This window comes from Microbacterium sp. LWH12-1.2, assembly GCF_040675825.1.
Classification (GTDB): Bacteria; Actinomycetota; Actinomycetes; order Actinomycetales; family Microbacteriaceae; genus Microbacterium.
The window spans coordinates 2,019,764-2,038,109 of sequence record NZ_JBEGIJ010000001.1; the positions used below are offsets into that span (position 1 = coordinate 2,019,764).

General features: G+C 66.8%; 17 protein-coding genes. 2 read left to right on the forward strand and 15 right to left on the reverse strand.

The window, feature by feature from the left end:
* Positions 1–95: 95 nt before the first annotated feature.
* The 9 genes from MRBLWH12_RS09830 to MRBLWH12_RS09870 form a co-directional block, all read right to left on the reverse strand.
* Positions 96–743, reverse strand: coding sequence for a spermidine/putrescine ABC transporter substrate-binding protein (locus MRBLWH12_RS09830; protein ID WP_341973749.1), 648 nt, complete (start codon positions 741–743; stop codon positions 96–98).
* A 78-nt stretch (positions 744–821) separates the two neighbouring features.
* Positions 822–1,241 carry a hypothetical protein gene (locus MRBLWH12_RS09835; protein WP_363548522.1) on the reverse strand — a complete coding sequence of 140 codons (420 nt, stop codon included), beginning with the start codon at positions 1,239–1,241 and terminating at the stop codon, positions 822–824.
* Positions 1,242–1,321: 80 nt separating this feature from the next.
* The gene (locus MRBLWH12_RS09840; RefSeq protein WP_363548524.1) at positions 1,322–2,293 is read right to left on the reverse strand and encodes an ABC transporter; all 972 of its coding nucleotides are present in this window, start codon (positions 2,291–2,293) and stop codon (positions 1,322–1,324) included.
* 124 nt (positions 2,294–2,417) lie between these two features.
* On the reverse strand, positions 2,418–2,570 hold the full coding sequence (locus MRBLWH12_RS09845) for a hypothetical protein (protein WP_341973746.1): 153 nt from the start codon (positions 2,568–2,570) through the stop codon (positions 2,418–2,420).
* 182 nt (positions 2,571–2,752) lie between these two features.
* On the reverse strand, positions 2,753–3,397 hold the full coding sequence (locus MRBLWH12_RS09850; RefSeq protein WP_363548526.1) for an HAAS signaling domain-containing protein: 645 nt from the start codon (positions 3,395–3,397) through the stop codon (positions 2,753–2,755).
* A 2-nt stretch (positions 3,398–3,399) separates the two neighbouring features.
* Positions 3,400–3,726 carry a PadR family transcriptional regulator gene (locus MRBLWH12_RS09855; RefSeq protein ID WP_363548528.1) on the reverse strand — a complete coding sequence of 109 codons (327 nt, stop codon included), beginning with the start codon at positions 3,724–3,726 and terminating at the stop codon, positions 3,400–3,402.
* 81 nt (positions 3,727–3,807) lie between these two features.
* Positions 3,808–4,866, reverse strand: coding sequence for a hypothetical protein (locus tag MRBLWH12_RS09860; RefSeq protein ID WP_363548530.1), 1,059 nt, complete (start codon positions 4,864–4,866; stop codon positions 3,808–3,810).
* On the reverse strand, positions 4,863–6,131 hold the full coding sequence (locus MRBLWH12_RS09865; protein ID WP_363548532.1) for an MFS transporter: 1,269 nt from the start codon (positions 6,129–6,131) through the stop codon (positions 4,863–4,865). The genes MRBLWH12_RS09860 and MRBLWH12_RS09865 overlap by 4 nt, the downstream gene beginning before the upstream one ends.
* 5 nt (positions 6,132–6,136) lie before the next feature.
* Positions 6,137–8,770, reverse strand: coding sequence for a chitosanase (locus MRBLWH12_RS09870; RefSeq protein ID WP_363548534.1), 2,634 nt, complete (start codon positions 8,768–8,770; stop codon positions 6,137–6,139).
* A 168-nt stretch (positions 8,771–8,938) separates the two neighbouring features.
* On the opposite strand from MRBLWH12_RS09870, the gene MRBLWH12_RS09875 reads away from it, so the two are divergent.
* Positions 8,939–10,168, forward strand: a complete 1,230-nt coding sequence (locus MRBLWH12_RS09875; protein ID WP_363548536.1) for an ROK family transcriptional regulator — start codon at positions 8,939–8,941, stop codon at positions 10,166–10,168.
* Between the two features lie 29 nt (positions 10,169–10,197).
* Here MRBLWH12_RS09875 and MRBLWH12_RS09880 read toward each other — a convergent pair whose 3' ends face one another.
* From MRBLWH12_RS09880 to MRBLWH12_RS09895, 4 genes are all read right to left on the reverse strand, one after another.
* Positions 10,198–12,084: a glycoside hydrolase family 13 protein gene (locus tag MRBLWH12_RS09880; protein ID WP_363548538.1), complete on the reverse strand. Its 1,887-nt coding sequence runs from the start codon at positions 12,082–12,084 to the stop codon at positions 10,198–10,200.
* Between the two features lie 9 nt (positions 12,085–12,093).
* Positions 12,094–12,999 (reverse strand): sugar ABC transporter permease, encoded by a 906-nt coding sequence (locus MRBLWH12_RS09885; RefSeq protein ID WP_363548540.1) that lies wholly within the window; start codon positions 12,997–12,999, stop codon positions 12,094–12,096.
* Between the two features lies 1 nt (position 13,000).
* Positions 13,001–14,605: an ABC transporter permease subunit gene (locus MRBLWH12_RS09890; RefSeq protein WP_363548542.1), complete on the reverse strand. Its 1,605-nt coding sequence runs from the start codon at positions 14,603–14,605 to the stop codon at positions 13,001–13,003.
* 67 nt (positions 14,606–14,672) lie between these two features.
* Entirely contained in the window at positions 14,673–15,881 is a 1,209-nt protein-coding gene (locus tag MRBLWH12_RS09895) for a sugar ABC transporter substrate-binding protein (protein WP_341973736.1), read from the reverse strand.
* A 186-nt stretch (positions 15,882–16,067) separates the two neighbouring features.
* Here MRBLWH12_RS09895 and MRBLWH12_RS09900 point away from each other — a divergent pair, with 186 nt between their 5' ends.
* Positions 16,068–16,556, forward strand: coding sequence for a YajQ family cyclic di-GMP-binding protein (locus tag MRBLWH12_RS09900; RefSeq protein WP_341973735.1), 489 nt, complete (start codon positions 16,068–16,070; stop codon positions 16,554–16,556).
* A 25-nt stretch (positions 16,557–16,581) separates the two neighbouring features.
* On the opposite strand, the gene MRBLWH12_RS09905 is transcribed toward MRBLWH12_RS09900, so the two are convergent.
* Entirely contained in the window at positions 16,582–17,229 is a 648-nt protein-coding gene (locus MRBLWH12_RS09905) for a Pr6Pr family membrane protein (RefSeq protein ID WP_363548545.1), read from the reverse strand.
* A 71-nt stretch (positions 17,230–17,300) separates the two neighbouring features.
* A complete protein-coding gene (locus tag MRBLWH12_RS09910; RefSeq protein ID WP_363548547.1) occupies positions 17,301–18,311 on the reverse strand; it encodes an alpha/beta hydrolase in 1,011 nt (336 codons plus the stop codon).
* Positions 18,312–18,346: the final 35 nt, after the last annotated feature.

Genomic DNA, 18,346 nt, shown 5'->3' on the forward strand with positions numbered 1-18,346 from the left:
TCGAAAAACGATAGTGACTGGCATTCGGACACACCTAGCCGAAACCGTCACCTCACAGCCGATACACGGCTTACGGACTTCTTCGGCGAGTGGCGCTACGAGACGTCGGGGTCGAACGGCGAATCGAGCGACTCGGTGAGTTCGGCGAGCAGAGCTTCGATCTGGGGCTCGACGTGCTGCGAGATCGCGGCCTGGATGTAGAGCCGATGCCGCAGCAGGATGCCGCAGATCTCGCGCCCCACCATGTTCGCGTACTCGTCGGCGAGGGCGACCTCCTGCCGGAGCGCGGCCTTGGCCTCGTCGGTCAACGGCGGCAGCGGCGGCAACTCGTCCGCAGCGTCGTCGGCCATCCCGGCAATCGTGAACAGGAATGGCGCTCCGGGCACCGGATCCGGATCCAGCGGAAGACCGTCGAATTCGGGCGCAAGGTCTTCGGCCGGACGGTAGCTACGCGCCCGGTTGCGCTCCGCCTGCTGGTCGAGCTCGTGCTGGAGCATCGGGAGGTTGCGAGCCGTGTAATCGGCGACCGCGTGGTCGACGATGGTCTTGATGCGCGTCGACAGTCCATGCTGCACACCGTGCGGAACGTTCCCGCCGATACCGGCCGCAGAGAGGATGGGCGAGCCGAGACAGCGGCGACAGGGCGCGACGCGCCCTCGGTGGGTCGCCGGCTCCCAGCGCGGCACCCAGCGCAACCAGGCCTCGACGGCCTGATCCACCTGCGTCTCCAATGAGCGCTCCACGTCTCCAGGGTACGGCGCGTGGGGCTCCCCCCTCCTGATTTCCCGCATCGCGCCGCGGCGCGGGTCTCAGGGCGCCAGTCACTCGTCCTCGTCGCGCTCCCACGGCCAGCGCGGATGCTCGGCGCGCGTACGCCGCAGAGCGATGCCGCCCCAGGCCGCGATCGCGGCCGCGAGAAGCAGCACCAGGCTCGGGCCGCCCTGCACCAGGCCGCCGGCGACGACGGTGGCGATCACGAGGTCGCCGCTCGAGACCAGCGTGGCGAACCACACCGCCATCAGGTGCACGAGCGCGGTCGTCAGCGCCGTCACCGGTGCGGCGAGGAAGGTCGGATGCTGGCGCCGCAGCGCAGTGCTCAGAGTCGTGGCGAACACGACGAGTGCGGCCAGCATCCCCACGATTCCCGGCGACTGGCCGAGCCCCGGCACCGCGATGATGTCGGTGTCCGTCGCAACGCTCATGGCTCCGAGACCGAACACGGTCAGCGCGAAGAAGCTCACCGTTGAAAGCGTCAGCGCCAGGACAGCCGAAACCCCCGCGGAATCGGATCCGCGGGGGTTCGGCGTCGTGATGTTCGTGACTACCTCGAAAGGGTGGGACCGGCTTCGAGGGTTCGCTCGTACTCGCGCTGCGCCTCGGCGTTGAGTTCGGTCTTGCGAGCGCCGCTGCGTGCAGCCCAGGCGCCGAACCAGATGGTGAGCTCCCGCGCGAACACGAAGGCCGCGATCGCGAGCGGGGCGAGCAACTGCTCCCCCACGAGCGCGTTGCCCTGTGCTGCCGTGAGGGTCCAGAAGGGGGCTTCGAACAGCTGACCGAGGATGTGCCCGGCGTATGCGAAGAGTCCGACGAGGATTCCCAGGACCACCCACAGGCCCCAGCGTCCGCGGTTGATGATCGCGCCGAGCAACCAGAAGCCGATGAAGAAGACGACGACGGGCACCCAGAAGCCCCATGTGGTCAGTGGAGCGAGCGCCGCTTCGCCGATGTTCGCACCGGTGACGTCACCCGCGATCGCGCCCAAGCCGAGGGCGGCACCGAGATACAGGACCGCGAAGCTGAGAGTCGCCAGAAGGCCGATTCCGGCCGCGGTGCCGCGGTTGCCGCGTTCGCGAGGCGCTTCTGGCGCCTGGACGAAGATCGGCTGCTGCAGAACCGGCGAGAGCACGGGTTCCGAGGGAACCACGCGCGTCTCGGCGTCGTTCGCCACAGGTGCCGTGTAGGCGGCACCGGCCATCGCCGATTCCTCGTGGACGTGCGGAACGGCGTACACCTCGGTCTCGGTGACTCTGACGTCGTCGACGACCGATGTCTCTGCGTCGACCCGAGCCGCTTCGGCTGCCTGAGCAGCCGCGAACGTGCCGGGATAGTCGCGCTCGGCCTCTTCGAAGGCGGCGAGGTCGGGGTCGGCATGCGCGTCGGGAGCAGCGTCCGCGGTGGTGTCGGGGAGGTCGGCGCGAGCCGCCTCGGCCTCGGCGAGACCGGCGTTCGCGCTGTCGACGACGTCGTTCACGTCGTTCGGCTTATCGTCCTTGGGAACGTCGGGGTCACTCATGGGGTGCGCCTCTCGTGGGAAGTGTGCAGTGTGAGGGTACCGCCGCAGACAGACACGGGCCAGGAGGCGTGCCGACGTGTCGGCAATCGGCGTGATTCCGCGGCATCCGGCCCATGCGCCTCGGTCAAGGAAAGGCGTCTCGGAGAAGTCCGCCGGCGAGCTCCACGAGCGAGGGCACGATCGGAACAGCGAACCAGAGCAGGCCGCCGATCACGCCGGCGCACAGGATGCCGGCCACCCAGCTCACTGCGAGATTTCGACCCCCCACCCGTGACATGCCCTCAGGCTACGGCGGTGCCGGCCGACCTCGGACTCAGCGCGCCGATTCAGGACGAACCGGTCTTCCCTGGGCGGCCACGCGTGCCACCTGCAGGACGTTGTCACACCTGTCGGACGATTTCACGATTTTCGTCCGACATCCGTGCATTTGTCCTGCAAGTGCAACAGGGCGCGGCCGGTTCAGCGCGCGGCGCGGCCGCGGAGGCGCCAGAGGAGCCAGAGACCGGATGCTGGGAGAAGCAGAAACGCGAAGAGGAAGCCGCTGTGCCACAGGTCGTACCCGGTCGGCACCAACGGATTGTTGGCAGCAGGCGTCGCGAGAGCGCCGGCGGCGTCGCTAGTGGATCCGCTCGACCCGAACCCCGACAGCAGGGAGATGATCAGCGCCGAGAGCCCGACGACCACGAATGGGGCGACGAGCGCGACGACCTTCTCCCCTCGCCTCCACAGCGGACTCAGGCCCACGAGCACGGCGCCGATGACCCAACCCACGACAGGAATGAGGAATCCGCCGAAACCCAAACTGAGCGCGGCGATGATCGCGAACCCGCGGGTCTGCGTCATCGGCTCCCTTGACTCCGCCGCTACGACAACGGGCGCGGGGGCCGCAGCATCCGCACCGCCCATCCGAGCCTCCCTGGCGATCAGCATCGGATCACCGAGCCGCGCGATGCGCTCCGCTGTGGCATCTGCGTCAAGCCCCTCGAGCTCGTCCAGGATCCCGCGGCGAATGTCCATGGCAACACCGTGCGGCACGTCGCGCATCGCGGCGTCGAGTCGGGCGAGGAATTCCTCGCGCTGCCGGGCGGCTTCGTTCTCAGACATGTCTATCCCTCTCCGACGAGCCCGCTGACGACCCGGGCGAACGGCGTCCACTGCACACGGAAATGCGCGAGCTGGGCGGTGCCGGCATCCGTCAACCGGTAGTACTTGCGCACCGGACCACTTTCCGACGGGAGGTCGAACGTGCTGACCCATCCGTTGTCACGCAGCCGACCGAGCAGCGGGTAGAGCGTGCCGATACTGGCGATCAGCCGGGCCGCGGTGAGCGCTTCGGCGAGCTGCCAGCCGTACATCGGCTCGCGCGCGAGGAGTCCGAGCACACAGTACTCGACCACTCCCTTGCGCATCTGCGCACCGACGTCCGCTGTCATGCATGACAAGGTAGCATGCAACGCAAGGTAGCCGGTCCGAGAAAAGGCGGTGCCCGAAGACACCGCCTTCTCGGACGCGCGTCAGCCGCCGACCATGACGGGCGACGTCGCATCGGGTGCGATCAGCTTCGGCTCACCGCTGCCGTCGGCCGGCACCGACCAGACGTCACCGTCGATCATGTATGCGACCGTATCGTCATCGAGCCACGCCGCCTGATCGTCGACGTTCCGATCCTCGGCGAGCGGCTTCTCCTGCATCGTCTCCAGATCGAGGACGTACAGACGCCAGGGATCCTCGACGCCCTCGTTGACGCGCTTCTTGAAGACCAACCGGGTCTCATCCGGGGAGAGAGACGGGCACTCCACCTTCTCCCGCACGGCTGTCGCCGTCCAGTTCTCGTAGTCGCCCTTGACGAGATAGGTCTTCCCGCCGGTCGCAACCGTCGCGTAGAAGGTGTTGTCGTCGGCGGCGAAGGTGATGCCCCAGTAGTTCACATCCGGTCGGCGCACACGCTTGCCGTCGATGTACAACTGAATCTCCTCGATGGAGTCGACGAGATAGTTCGAGTCGACGTCGTACAGACCCGTCCTCGTCGAGAAGTTCGTCCCGGCGTAATTGTCGCCGGTGACGAACACCGTCCACGCGACCATCTTCCCGGACGGCGATACCCGCGCGCGGCTCGGCACGCCTTCGAACTTGAACGTCTCCTTGACCTTGAGCCCGCTGTCCATGATCTCCACGGTCGTCATCGGCTTCAGCCCGCCCTGCGGACGGACGCACACGGCGTTCTCTCCAGCCGCGTAGAAGCGGAGGCAGTCCACACCCGTGCCGGTGCGCGCCGGCGTCGTCGAACCGTCGTCGACACTGACCTTTCCCCCACCATCCTGGAGCACGACATAGCCGCCTTGGTCGTGCAGGTAGAGGCCGGGATCGCTCGCCGGCGCAGCATCCCCCGACGCGTACGCGCTGTCCGAAGGACGAGCACCGGCCCATACGGTGTACCCGATGCCGACGGCCGCGAGCGCGAGCGCCGCGACACCGACGAGCAACAGCCGCTTCTTCAGCGAGCGCCCGTCGGGTTCGGTCTCCGGTGCCGGCTCCGTAACGTCGGGCGCGAGAGCATCCGTTTCCGTGGTCATTCGGCGACCTCCTGCACGCGCGGCTCGGGCCGGATCAGCACGGCTGCGGCGATCAGGACCAGCAGCAGGACGACTGCCGCGGCCGCGAGCGCCGTCGCCACGCCCCAGAAGGTCCAGGCAGCACCGAACATGACCGCGGCGAAGAGCCGACCGGTGGCCTGCCCTGTCTGCAGCAGCGCGAGACCGCCGGCACGGCGCTCCCGCGGGATGTCGGGGCCGGCGAGGGCCATCAGCACACCGTCGGTCGCTGCGTAGAAGATACCGAGCAGCGCGAGCAGCATCACGAGCAGGATCGGGCCCTCGATCGGCAGCAGCAGCGTCGAGTACGCGCCGACCAGGGCGAGGTTGCCCAGCAGGAACGGGAGTCGACGACCGATGCGATCGGCGAGCTTGCCCATCGGCACCGCGAGCAGAAGGTAGACCAGGGCGCTGCCGAGCGGCAGCAGCGGGAAGAACGCGACGTCGAGCTGCAGCCGCTCCTGCAGACCGAGGTACAGGAAACCGTCGCCGATCGTCGCGAGCCCGAGGATCGTCGCAGCGATCAGGAGCCGACGGAACTTCGGCTCCGCCAGGAGGCCGAGCGTCTCTCGCAGCGTCGGACGCGGCGCTCCGACCGGCATCGACTTGCGCCCCGGCACGAACGCGATGAGCACGATCACGCCGAGAGTGGCGACGCAGAAGCTCACCATGAAGACCGCGTCGAAGGCATCCGCCACGAACCACAGCAGGGCGAACGCGACGAGCGGACCCATCAGCGCACCGGCCGTATCCATGGCACGGTGCACACCGAAGGCACGCCCCTGGTGCGCGTCATCGACCGACAGCGAGATCAGCGCGTCGCGCGGAGCGGTACGGATGCCCTTGCCGATCCGGTCGATCGCCAGCGTCGCAGAGAGCGCCGTCGTCGAGGAACCAGAAAGTAGAAGGAACGGCTTGCAGACGGCGGAAAGCCCGTAGCCGATGCCGGCGACGAGCTTGTGCTGCGACCAGCGGTCAGCGAGATGCCCGCCGAGAAGCCGCACGAAGGCGGTGACGCCGTTGTAGAGGCCGTCAAGGAAGCCGAAGGCGAGCGGGGACATGCCCAGCCCGATGACGAGGTACAGCGGGAGGACCGCCGTGACCATTTCTGAGGAGAGATCGGTGAGCAGGCTCACCGCTCCGAGTGCGATCGCGGTGCTGCCGACTCCAGCCGCACGGCGGCCCACCTGAGGGTGGACCGCCGTGCTGCCTTCGTCTTGCCGCGCTTTGCTGCCGGCGAGATACATGTTCGTCAGTGGCAGGTGATCGTGTTGCTGTCGAGCACGTTGCCAGCAATGTTGACGAACTTGTGCGTCACGGTGGTGTCGGTGAAGTCGAGCTGCGACACCCCGTACGCGGTGTTGATGCGCTTCACGCTGTTCGGCTTCGTGTTGCCGAAGTCGCGCATCTCGTGACCGCCGAGGCCGCTGACGATCTGGACCGTCCCCGAGGAGGAGGCAGCGCCAGAGGCGTTCATCGCGGCGAAGCGCTCGTAGTCGTGATCATGTCCGCTGAGCACGATCTCAACATTCGCGTTCGCGAGCATCTTCCAGAAGGGCTGGGCCACCGGCTCGTTGCCGTGGCTGCCCGAGCTGAATCCCGGGTGATGCATGTACGCGGCCACGCACTGCTTGGTGTTCGACGCGAGGTCCGCCGCCAGCCAGTCGCGCTGCGCCTGGTCATCGACGTTGTTGGAGTCCAGCGCGATGAAGTGCCAGTTGCCGTAGTCGTAGCTGTAGTACATCTTGCCCTGAGGCGTGGCGCGGCTTCCGAAGTAGTCGCGGTACGCCTTCGGGTCGAGGTTCTCGTAGTCGTCGTACGTCTCGTGGTTGCCCGGAACGGGCCAGGTGTTGTTCTTGACCGTGCCCCAGGTCTTGTTGTACGCGCCCATGAAGTCCTCCATGTGACCGTCGTCGTACTGCATGTCGCCGAGGGTGATGTAGAACGCCGGGTTGATCGCCTTCGCACGGTCGAACGTCTCGAAGTGCTTGCAGTCGGACTGCATGTCTCCGTTGTCGGTCGGCACTCCACGCGTGGTGCAGTTAGGACCGGCGATGTCGCCAGCGGCGACCACCGTGAACGACGTACCCGGGTTGGGGTTGCCCCCACCGGTACCGGCTGTGCCGTACGCCTCGAGCTCGAACAGCGAGTACCCGTAGGTCGTGCCGCGTGCGGTGCCCTTGATGCGCAGGTAGCGTCCCGTGCCGTTCAAGTTCACGTGCTCATCGGTGCCACCGTTGCCGGCGGACTCGGTCTTCAGCGTGGTCCAGGTGGTGCCGTCGTTGGAGATGTCGATGGTGTAGTTCTTGCCATAGGCCGCCTCCCACTTCAACACGACCTTGTTGACCTTCGCTCCGGTACCGAGGTCGACGCTGATCCACTGGGGGTCAACGCCTTCTTCGCTCGCCCAGCGTGTGGCGGCATCGCCGTCAACAGCCTTGGCACCCTCGTGACCCGCCGCCTCCACCGTGGAGGTGGTGGTGGTCTTGTTCTTGGAGATCAGCACGTCGGCCGTAGGAGTCGGCGTCGGAGTCGGAGTCGAGGTCGGAGTCGGCGTCGGGGTCGGCGTCGGGGTCGGCGTCGTACCACCGGCTGTGCCGTAGGCCTCGACCTCGAAGAGCGAGTAGCCGTAGGCCGTTCCTCGCGCGGTGCCGAAGATGCGCAGGTACCGCCCGGTGCCGTTCAGGGCAGCGTGCTCGTCGGTGCCACCGTTGCCGGCGGACTCGGTCTTGAGCACAGTCCAGGTGGTGCCGTCGTTGGAGGTTTCGATGCGGTACTTCGAGGCGTAGGCCGCCTCCCACTTCAGAACCACCTTGTCGACCTTCGCACCAGCGCCGAGGTCGACGCGTACCCACTGGTTCTCCACACCTTCGGTGCTCGCCCAGCGCGTGCTCACATCGCCGTCCACCGCCTTCGCGGCCTCATGCCCGGGTGCCTCGACCGTGGATGCCGTCGCCGGCCGGTTCTTCGAGATCAGCGTGCCGGTGCCCGGGTTCGAGGTGGGCGTCGGAGTCGGCGTCGGCGTACCGGGGTCCGTGTAGGGGATGTCGGCCGGCCAGTGCGGCGTCACGGTGGCAGGAAGCGAGAAGGACTCGCCGTACACGGCCCAGGTCAGGGGCGTGTTGAGGTTGAAGTTGCCGTTGTTGAGGAAGACACGCTGCGCGGTGTCGATGCGGCTGGTGTCTTCCCATGCCCCATCCACGTCTTCCGGCGCGTTCTTCATCGTCGTGCGGCGCTCGTCGAGGAAGGCCTTCAGATAGGCCGCCTCGGTGCCACCGGAGGCCGGGGTCTTCGCCTTCGCACGCGTCCTGGTGCGCATCGCGTCGAACCCGGTGTCGCCGCCGTCGCCGTGCATGACGTAGGCGTCGAAGTAGATGAACTGGCCGAGCGGGCCCAGTCCGTCGGCGATGGCCTGGTCGACGGACACATCGAAGTACATCCGGTTGACCATGTCGCGCTGCGCCTGCTGCCAGCGAGGCTGCTGAGCCTCTGCCTCCCAGTCCGCCACGTATGCAGAGCCGAGCGGGCCGATGTTGTCGGTGCCGTTCACATCCTCGAGCTCGTCGATCCACTTGGCGAGGTTGTTGTTCGGAACCTTGCTGGTGTAGTACTTCACCAGCTCGAGCATGTCGCCCGTGCCCGACGTGAAGCCGACGATTCCGGCGGTGTAGCCGCGGTGGTCGTTGATGGGCTCGATATAGCCGTACTTGGTCCACCACGCGATGTCCGAGTTCTCGGCGGAGATCATGACCGCCATGGCGACCTCGCGCTTGATCGGGTCGCGAAGGGTGACGGGCGCCGCCTGCGCGGACGTCGCCACTACCCCGGCGAGGGGTATGACGAGGGCCGCAGCCAGTAAGGCGAGCAATGGTCGACGATGACGCATGAGTTCCTCCGAGGGGGGTCGGGTTGAACGTTAAGAAACGTCCTTTCCGAAGTTATACACCGAGCATCCCCCGGACGCAATGGTGAACTCGATACTTCTCAGTGCGTTCACCGGGGCGTAGCTTCGGTAGCATTCGATTTCACCCGACCCAGAATCCTCGAGGACACCGTGCTCAATCCACCTACCGGCGCCAGCCCTCCCATCGGCACCGGCGTGGTCCGGGCCATCAACGCTCGTGCTGCACTCCGTCTGCTGCTTGATCATGGTCCGCTGACCCGACCGGAGATCGCGGCCAGTCTCGGCGTCTCCAAGCCGACGGCATCCCATCTCCTCTCCCAGCTGCGGGAGATGTCGCTCGTGAAGAGCGATGGCAACCGCGACGGCGCGATCGGTCGTGCCGCCGAGTTGTTCAGCGCCGATGCGCGCATCGCCCACATGGCCGCGTTGGACGTGACCCCCGAGCGGATCGCTGCCGCCGTGGTCGACTTTGCCGGCGCGATCGTCGGCGAGTTCGAGCTTCCGACCCTGTCGGGCAAGATCCCCGATCCGGCGGCGGACGTGCATGCCGCCCTCGCCGGCGCCTGCGCAGCCGCCGGGATCGACCTCACCGATCTACGCCGGGTCGTCATCGGCATCCAGGGAGCGATCGATCCGACCACGGATCGCCTGCGCTTCGCCGCACACATCCCCGGGTGGCAACGGGCAGGACTCTCCAGCACGATCGAGGCGCGTGTCGGCGTTCCGATCGATATCGAGAACGACGTCAACCTGGCTGCGATCGCAGAACGGGTGAGCGGTGCCGCCGAGGGCCTCGACAGCTTCGCGCTGCTCTGGGTCTCAGACGGGATCGGAATGGGGCTGATGCTGGGTGGCCGGCTCCATCGCGGGCTCACCGGTGGCGCGGGCGAGATCTCTGACATGCCCATTCCCGGCGCCCCGACCGTGCAGGAATCGCCGGAGTACGGCAGCAACGGGATGCAGGCTCTAGCCGGCGCACCGGCGCTCGAAGAGGTTCTCCGCCAGCACGGGTTCACGGGCGACACGGTCACCGACGCGCTGGCTGCGGCCGTCGACTCGGATGCCGAGGGCGCTGCAGCCGCGCTCGATGAGATCGCACGCCGCCTCGCCCTCGGCTTGTCCGCCGTCGTCGCGATCATCGACCCGGAACTCCTTGTACTCGCCGGCTCCCTCGCCGCGGCCGGATCCGACCGTCTTCGCAGCCTCGTGCAGCACCATCTGTACGCGATCGTCACCGCGCGGCCACCCGTGCTACTGACGAGGGTCGACGGCAACCCGGTTCTCACGGGTGCGCTGTGGCTCGCCGTGACGGTCACTCAGGACGAGGTCCTGGCATCCGTCAGCGGCGGCCAGAAGCAGCAGGTCGCGGCCGAAGACTGACCAGCGTTCCCCTCAGCGAACCGGGAAGGTCACGCCGGGAAGGTCACGCCGGGAAGGCTCCAGGCCGCAAATGCGGGCCCCTCGGCGACGATGTCGACGGAGCCATCGGATGCCACGGCGAGCGTCGCTTCGCCGAACAGTGCTTCGGCAGCCGCAGCGCCAGGGAGCGCACCCGCCGGAAGCCCGGCATCCACACCGTCCCTCGTCGCCAGCACCAGAACCGACTCGTCGGCCGACTCCCGAACGAAAACCACGGCCGCATCGTCGACGTGCAGCCACCGCAGCCCGCCCGTTCCCAGCACCGGATGCCCGCGCCGGAGCGCGACCAGATCGCGATACACGGACAGCCGCTCGGCCACATCGGGGGCGGTCTCGGTGCCCCACGGGATCGGCGTGCGACTCGCCTCGCCGTCGACCCCGGTGAGACCGAACTCGTCGCCGGCGAACACGACAGGGACCCCCGGCATCGTCATCGACAACCCGACCGCCACCGGCATGGTTCCCGGCGCGGCATTGGTCGCGAATCGGCCGGTGTCGTGCGTGTCCAGCGGTTGCATGTTCCCCTGGCGCACCCGCCACGGGATGCCGGCCGTGAACCGCGTGACCGCGTCGACGAAGTCGCGCGCCGTGTACCGCGGGATGCCGCCGATCGGCATCCCGAAGAACCAGGGCACGGTTTCCTCGCCGCCCTGAGCATTCAGATACGGCTCGAGGTTCGGCTCGCTCAGCCATCCCCAGAGGGGACGGGTGAAGGACGGGTAGGTCATCGCCCCGTGCCATCCGTCGCCCTGCAGATCGCTCGCCGCGTCGTTCGTCGACTCCCCCAGCAGGATCGCTTCCGGGTTGATGCCCAGGATCGTCTCGCGCAGCAGCCGGCGCACTTCGGCGTTGAGATCGATATCGCCGAGGCGACCGGTCATGTTGGCCACATCGACGCGCCAGCCGTCGGCGTTGTACGGCGGCTTCAGCCACTTCGCGACGATCGAATCGTCGCCGGTGATGAAACGCTCGCGGAGTTCTTCGGATGCCCAGTTGAACTTCGGCAGGCTCTTGGCGCCCAGCCAGCACTCGTACTCGGTGTTGCCCTCGTCGGTGAAGTAGTAGAAGTCCTCTTCCGGAGCCCCAGGGTGACCCAACGCCGCGCGGAACCACTCATGGCGATCGCCAGAGTGGTTGCTGGTGAGGTCGCCGATGACGCGGATGCCGCGCGCATGCGCTGCCTCGACGAGGCGGATGTAGGCCTCGTCGCCGCCCAGCATCGGATCGACGGCGTCGAAGCGGGACGCGTCGTAGCGGTGATTGGAGGCGGCGGGGAACACCGGGGTGAGATAGAGCAGGTTGACCCCGAGACCGACGAGATGATCGAGCTTCTCGGTCAGGCCATCGAGGTCGCCGCCGTAGAACTGGGTCGCCCGCGCCGGCATCACCGGGTCGACGGGGTCGGTCCAGGCGGCCGGCAGCGCCCAGTCCGGGGTCGGCCGATCGTCTGCCCGCGCCGACCTCGCGAAGCGGTCGGGGAACACCTGGTACATCACGGACTCATGCAACCAGGCGGGCGGCGCCGAGTTCGCGACGAGTGCGAAGTCCTCGGCATCCAGGGTCTCCAGGCGGTGGATGCCCGTCTGATTCAGCCATTCGAACGTGCCGTCTGCGTGCTCGATCGCGAAGCGATAACCGTGGCGCGGGTTGCGCACCGTGATCGGCGCCTCCCACCACTCCCAGCCGTCGGCGATTCCGATGCTGGTTGCGGCCGTCCACTCCGGCTCATGGTCGGGGTTGGATCGGGTGCGGATGTCGGCGATCGGCCCGTACCCCGCCGGAACCCGCAGGCGGACGGTGACGACCTCGCCGAGCCGCGGAGCGTCGTTCGAGACGTGGAGCGGCGACCCATCGTGATGGGGCAGCAGAACAGTCATGAGAAGCTCCTACTTCACGGACCCCGCTGTCAGCCCGCCGACGATGTACCGCTGCAGGAAGAGGAACAGGATCATCACCGGGATTGCGGCCATGACCGCGCCGGCCGAGAACGCCGACCAGTCGGCGTAACGCGGGTTCGCGACGAGCTTAGTGAGACCGACGACCAATGTCTGCTGTTCGACATCGCCGAGGATGACGCTGGCGATCACGTATTCGTTGACCGTGCCGATGAACGACAGCAGTGCGACCACCGCGAGGATCGGCGCCACCAGCGGCAGGATCATGGTGAAGAAGATCCGCGCGTGCCCGGCGCCGTCGATGCGCGCCGCCTCGTCGAGCTCCATCGGCAGCGTGTTGAAGAAGCCGTACATGAGATAGGTGTTCACGCCGAGCGCGCCACCGAGGTAGACCAGGATGAGGCCGGTGTGCGTGTTCAGGCCGATCGCCGGGAACCAGTCGCCGAGGGTCGACATGAGCAGGAAGATCGCGACGACGGCGAGAAGCTGCGGGAACATCTGCACGACGACGATCGTGACGAGGCCGATACGACGGCCGGCGAAGCGCATGCGCGAGAAGGCATATGCGGCCAACGCGCCGATGAAGACGGTCGCGCCCCCCGTGATGACGGCGATGATCAGCGTGTTCAGGAACCACAGGCCGTAGGGGTTCTGCGGATCGCTGAGGATGCGCACGTAGCTGTCGATGCCGATGGCGGAGAACAGCCGGTTGGATCCGGTCAGCGTGCCCTTCGGGTTGAGTGATGCCGACAGCACGTACAGCAGCGGGAACAGCGCGAACGCGCTCACCACGATGGCGACCAGGTGGCGCCATCCGGTGTCGGCGAACCAGGCACCGAGGCTGCGGCGACGCGGGGCGAGGCGTTGCTCGACGGTGGCGGGGCTGGAAGTGCTCATATCAGTTCAGCTCCTCGAGGGCCTTGGTCTTGCGGAAACTGATGACCGAGATCGTCGCCACCACGATGAAGATCAGGATGGTGAAGGCGGAGGCCAGGCCGTAGTCGCGGTTCTGGCCGGTGAAGGCCACCTTGTAGACCATCGAGATCAGGATGTCGGTGTGCCCGACGGGGATGCTCACGTCTTCGAAGCGCGGCCCGCCCTTGGTGAGCATGTAGATCAGGTTGAAGTTGTTGAAGTTGAACGCGAACGACGAGATCAGCAGCGGTGCGACCGTCACCAGCAGCAGCGGCAGCTTGATGCGACGGAAGACCTGCCACGGGTTGGCGCCGTCCATGACGGCCGCCTCGTTCACATCCTCGGGGATGCCCTGCAGCGCGCCCATGCAGACGAGGAACATGTACGGGAAGCCGAGCCACAGGTTCACGAGCAGGACCGACACCTTGGCCAGGGCCGGGTCGGTGAGCCACGGGATCTGCGCTCCCCCGAAGATGACCTGATTGATGAAGCCGAAGCTCTCGTTCATCATGCCGGCCCAGACGAGGGCGGAGAGGAACGCCGGGAACGCATAGGGAAGGATCATGATGATCCGGTATCCGTTGCGGAACCGCATCCGCGTGTTGTTGAACACCAGCGCGAGCAGGAGGCCGAGGAAGAACGTGGTCGCGACGGAGAGCAGGGCGAAGACAAAGGTCCAGACCGTCACCGAGATGAGCGGTCCACGAATCGACTCGTCTGTCACGGCGCGGACGAAGTTGTCGAAACCGACGGTGGTCTGCCAGCCGGGAAGCATCTCGGTGCCGTCTTCGGCGGTGAATGCCCCGGACCCGACGTCGGAGTACACGACGTCGTCACTGGTGTCGGTGATGGTGTCCGCATCCGCGTCGTACTCGAGCGTCGAGACGTAGAGGTTGCCCTTCTGCCCGTCTGCCGCCCGGAGGCTGCCGTCATTGGGGTCGTCGCTGAACGGCACCGCGAGGTTCTCCAGCTCCTCGGAGAGGGTGAAGACGGTCGCGAGCGGCAGGGTGGTCCAGCCGTCGACGGAGACGGCCTGCCCGCCTTCGAATTCGGCGTCGACCTCCTGGAGGGGCTGCTCGTTGGTACCGAGCAGAGCGTCACCCGTTTCCGGGTCGGTGGCGAGAAGACCGTAGGTGCCGAACTGCTCGACGACCTTGACCGGGTACGTGGGCGAGTCCTCGACGCGTTCCTGAGACTTGGCGAGGAGCGCGGAGATCGCCTGATCCTTGGTGCCGTTGTGCCCGGTGCCGTAGTTCGTGAACCCGATGTAGCCCGTGTAGACGAGCGTGAACACCTGGAAGATCAGCAGGAAGATGATGCCGGGCGTGAGGTACTTCGCCGGCACGCGCTTGCGCGAGAAGTAGATGTAGTTGACCAGGACGGTGACGGCGACGACGAGGGCGAGGAGCACCCATTCCTGGTGGCCGAAGAGGACGAAGACCGCGTAGAGAGCGATCGCGTCGACGACCGCCAGCAGCAGGATCTTCAGCAGCATCCAGCCGATCGGACCGGATGCGGCCTCGGCGATCTGTGCGGCCTGGCGCTGTCTCTTGGTGGGAGGCGCCGTGGTCTCAGTGGTGTCTGTCATCTCGTCCCCGTCGTGGATCTGCCGGGGCGGGCGATGATCGCCCGCCCCGGCAGGGGTGGTGGAACCGTTACTTGATGGCGGCCGTCACGTCGTCGACGAGCTTCTGCCACGTCGTCGCCGGGTCGGAGCCGTTGATGATCGCTGCCTCTGCGACGCCCCAGAACTGCCAGACCGAACCCATCGCGGGGATGGCCGGCATCGGGACGGCGTCGGCACCGACGGACTGGAAGCCGGCGATGATCGGGTCGGATGCCGCGGAGTCGGCCGCAGCCGTCAGCGCGGGCAGGACGTTGCCGGCCTTGAACAGCTCGAGCTGGACGTCTTCGGTGCCGATGTAGTTGACCAGGAAGTCGTTCGCGGCGACCTTGTTCTTGGACTCGGCGCTGACGAAGAAGCCCTTCACGCCGGCGAACGGCGAAGCCGCTTCGCTGGTCGGGCTCGGCACGGGGTCGATCGCCACGTTGATGCCGGCGTCGACTGCTGCGCCGACGTTCCACGGGCCGGTCAGCCAGAAAGCCGCCGTGCCGTCGAGGAACTGCTGCTTGGCGATCTCACCGTCGACATCGGTGTTCAGCGTGCCTGCCGCACCCTGAGCTGCGAGCCAGCTGGCGAAGGCCGTGCCGCCCTCGCTGCCGAGCTGCAGGTCGGCGGAGTCGTAGCTGCCGGACTCGTCAGTGCCGAAGACCGGAGCACCGAAAGCCGTCTGGAAGGGGTAGAGGTGGTACGGGTTGCCCTCGGCGCCCTGCTCGACGACGAACTTGCCCTTCGAGATCATGTCATCGAAGCTGGTCGCTGCCGCGGGGACGAGATCGGCGTTGCGGAGCACCGCGATGTTCTCGACGGCGTAGGGGAGCATGTAGACGGTTCCGTCGTACGTGGCTGCCTGCACAGCGACAGGCAGGTAGTCGGATGCCGAGTCGCCGAGCTCGAGCGGAGCGACAACGCCGTTCGTGGACAGTTCGCCCAGCCAGTCGTGCGCTCCCATGACCACGTCGGGGCCCTTGCCGGTCGGAACCTGCTGGATGAAGTCGTCCTTCATGTCATCGACGCTCTTGCCGACGAGTTCGACCTTGACACCGGTCTTCTCCTCGTACGCGTCCGCGGCGCCCTGCAGCGCGTCCACGCGCTCGGCGTCGACCCAGACGGTCAGCGCGCTGGCCTTGTCCCCGTCGGATGCGCCGTCGTCGCTGGATCCGGTCGAGCAACCGGCGAGCGTCAGAGTCGAAATCATGGCAATGGCGCCGAAGGCGACGATGCCCCTCTTGTTCACCTTCATTGGTGTATGCCTCTCTCAATGCTGGAAGCCTGCGTTACTGCAAGCGCTTACAGTATGCAATGAAAGTCGACAGAGAAGCAACGCCCGATGGGCGTCGATATCGATCCGTGACCCAGCTGCTGGGCGCCCGGGCTGTGCAAGCGCTTCCAAAATTCCGTTGTGCCCGCTGATCGGTAGAATGGGGGCATGGCTGACAGCTCCTTTGACATCGTCTCGAAAGTGGACCACCAAGAGGCAGAGAACGCCTTGAATCAGGCCCGCAAGGAGATCGAGCAGCGCTACGACTTCAAGGGAACCGGCGCGTCTATCGCGTGGAGTGGCGAATCGATCCTGATCATCGCGAACACCGAGGAGCGCGCCAAGGCCGTCCTCGACGTGTTCCAGACGAAGCTCATCAAGCGCGGGATCTCACTGAAGAGCCTCGAGTCCGGTGACCCCTTCGCCAGCGGCAAGGAGTTCCGCATCGTCTCGACGATGAAAGACGGCATCTCCTCCGAGAACGCGAAGAAGATCGGCAAGCTCATCCGCGACGAAGGCCCCAAGGGCGTGAAGAGCCAGATCCAGGGCGATGAGCTGCGCGTGCAGTCCAAGAGCCGCGACGATCTGCAGGCCGTGATCTCGCTGCTCAAGGGCGCGGATCTCGACGTCGACCTCCAGTTCATCAACTACCGCTGACCGCGGGTCAGCCGGCGGCCAGACGCTAGGGCTTCGCCTTGCGCATCCAGCTGACGGCGAAGACGAGCGTTGCCACGACGATGATCACGGCGAGGATCGCGACGCAGTAGATCGCGACGGTCCCATAGCCGGTGGCCGGGTCGAGGAACGGGTAGGGCACCCAGCCGTCGGTCGCTCCACGGATGAGGACCACGACGATCCAGACCGCCGGGTAGATCAGCGCGACCCAGAGCTGCTTCCACGGCAGAGCTGTGCGATCGCCGAAGAAGACCCAGTCGACCGCGGCGTAGATCGGGAACGCGACGTGGAGCACCCAGTTCGCCCATTCCAGCGAGACGCCGCCTTCCAGGCCGGTGAGCAGAGTGTTGTAGACGATGCCCACGACCACGATGTAGGTCGTCGCGCACGCGCGAGCGAGCACGAGCCCCGGCGTCTGCGTGCGTCCGGTGAGGGTTGCCACGGCCGCGAGGAGCAGCACGACAGCGGTGATGATGTTGCTCTGCATCGTGAAGAACCCGAAGAAGTTGAACGGGTTGATCGTGGCCCGGGTCGCCGTGTCGAAGAAGGTCGCGACGATCGCGGTCACCACGAGGGCGACGACGGCGAGTCTCAGAATCGCGAAAACGGTCGCACGGGTTCTGTTCGGTCGCGTCGAGGTGTCGGTCGTCGTCATCGTGTGCTCCTGCCCTCCGGTTCCGCCGTGGAACTCACGCGAATCGTATCGGGTGTCCTCGCCCGCGCGGACTAGCGCCGAGCGGCGACCCACCCTTTCGCCCAACGATCGAGCCGGACGTAGGCGTCTTGCCTCGCATCGCGCCGGGAGAGGAACACGTCGTGCAGCGCACCATCGATGCGCTCCACCGTGACCGACGACCCGAGCTTGAGCGCGGCCCGCGCGATGTCGTCGACGACGAGCACGGTGTCGGCCGAGGTGAGATCTTCTGACCACCGCGTCGGCGTCGCGCTGCGCGCCGAGAGCAGCGTGCAGACCGGAGCATCGATCGCGAGACCGGCGTCGACCGCCTTATGCCCGCTGAGGATCGCATGCAGCCATCCGGCGTGCACGGCCATCGTCTGCGCAGGGCGCCACAGCGGATTCACGTCCATCGGGTCGTCCGGGTCGGCGACCTCCTGCTGCGCACGGGTGTAGAAGCCGAGATCGACCTGGGGTGCGACGTCGAGTGGACGCAACCGCGCCTGCAGCTCGACCATCGGTGCGATGGCCGCCCTCGCCGGTGCGATCTGGAACTCCAGCCACGGGCTGTTCAGGATCACGGCGTCGGCGACTCCGCGATGGCGAGATGCCCACAGGCTCAGGATCAGGCCGCCGGTCGAGTGCCCGAACAGCACCAGTCGACGACCGGATGCCCCTGCATCCGTCCCGCGTCCCATGGCTGCCAGCGCCGCCGCGATGTCCTCGTCGTAGGTGGCGAGGTCAGCGATGTATCCCGGCGTCTGACCGTCGCGCAGGCTGCGGCCGTACTTGCGCAGGTCGAGCGCGAAGAAGCGGGCACCGCGTGACGTCCAGAATCGAGCCAGCGTCTTCTGGAAGAAGTAGTCGGACCAGCCGTGCACGTACAGCACGTCGACTCCGTCGAGCAGACGTCGCAGCCCCTGCAGCCGCTGCCACCAGGTCGCCTCGACCGGCAGCGCACGCACGAGCGTCGCGACGACCGGCCCTTCGGTGTCGTCGTCGAGTTCGAGCGTCAACTGCTCGAACTCGTCCCCGAGCACATCCGGAATCCAATCGGCCATGCCGCCAGGCTAGCCGTCCTTCGACCGCACGACGC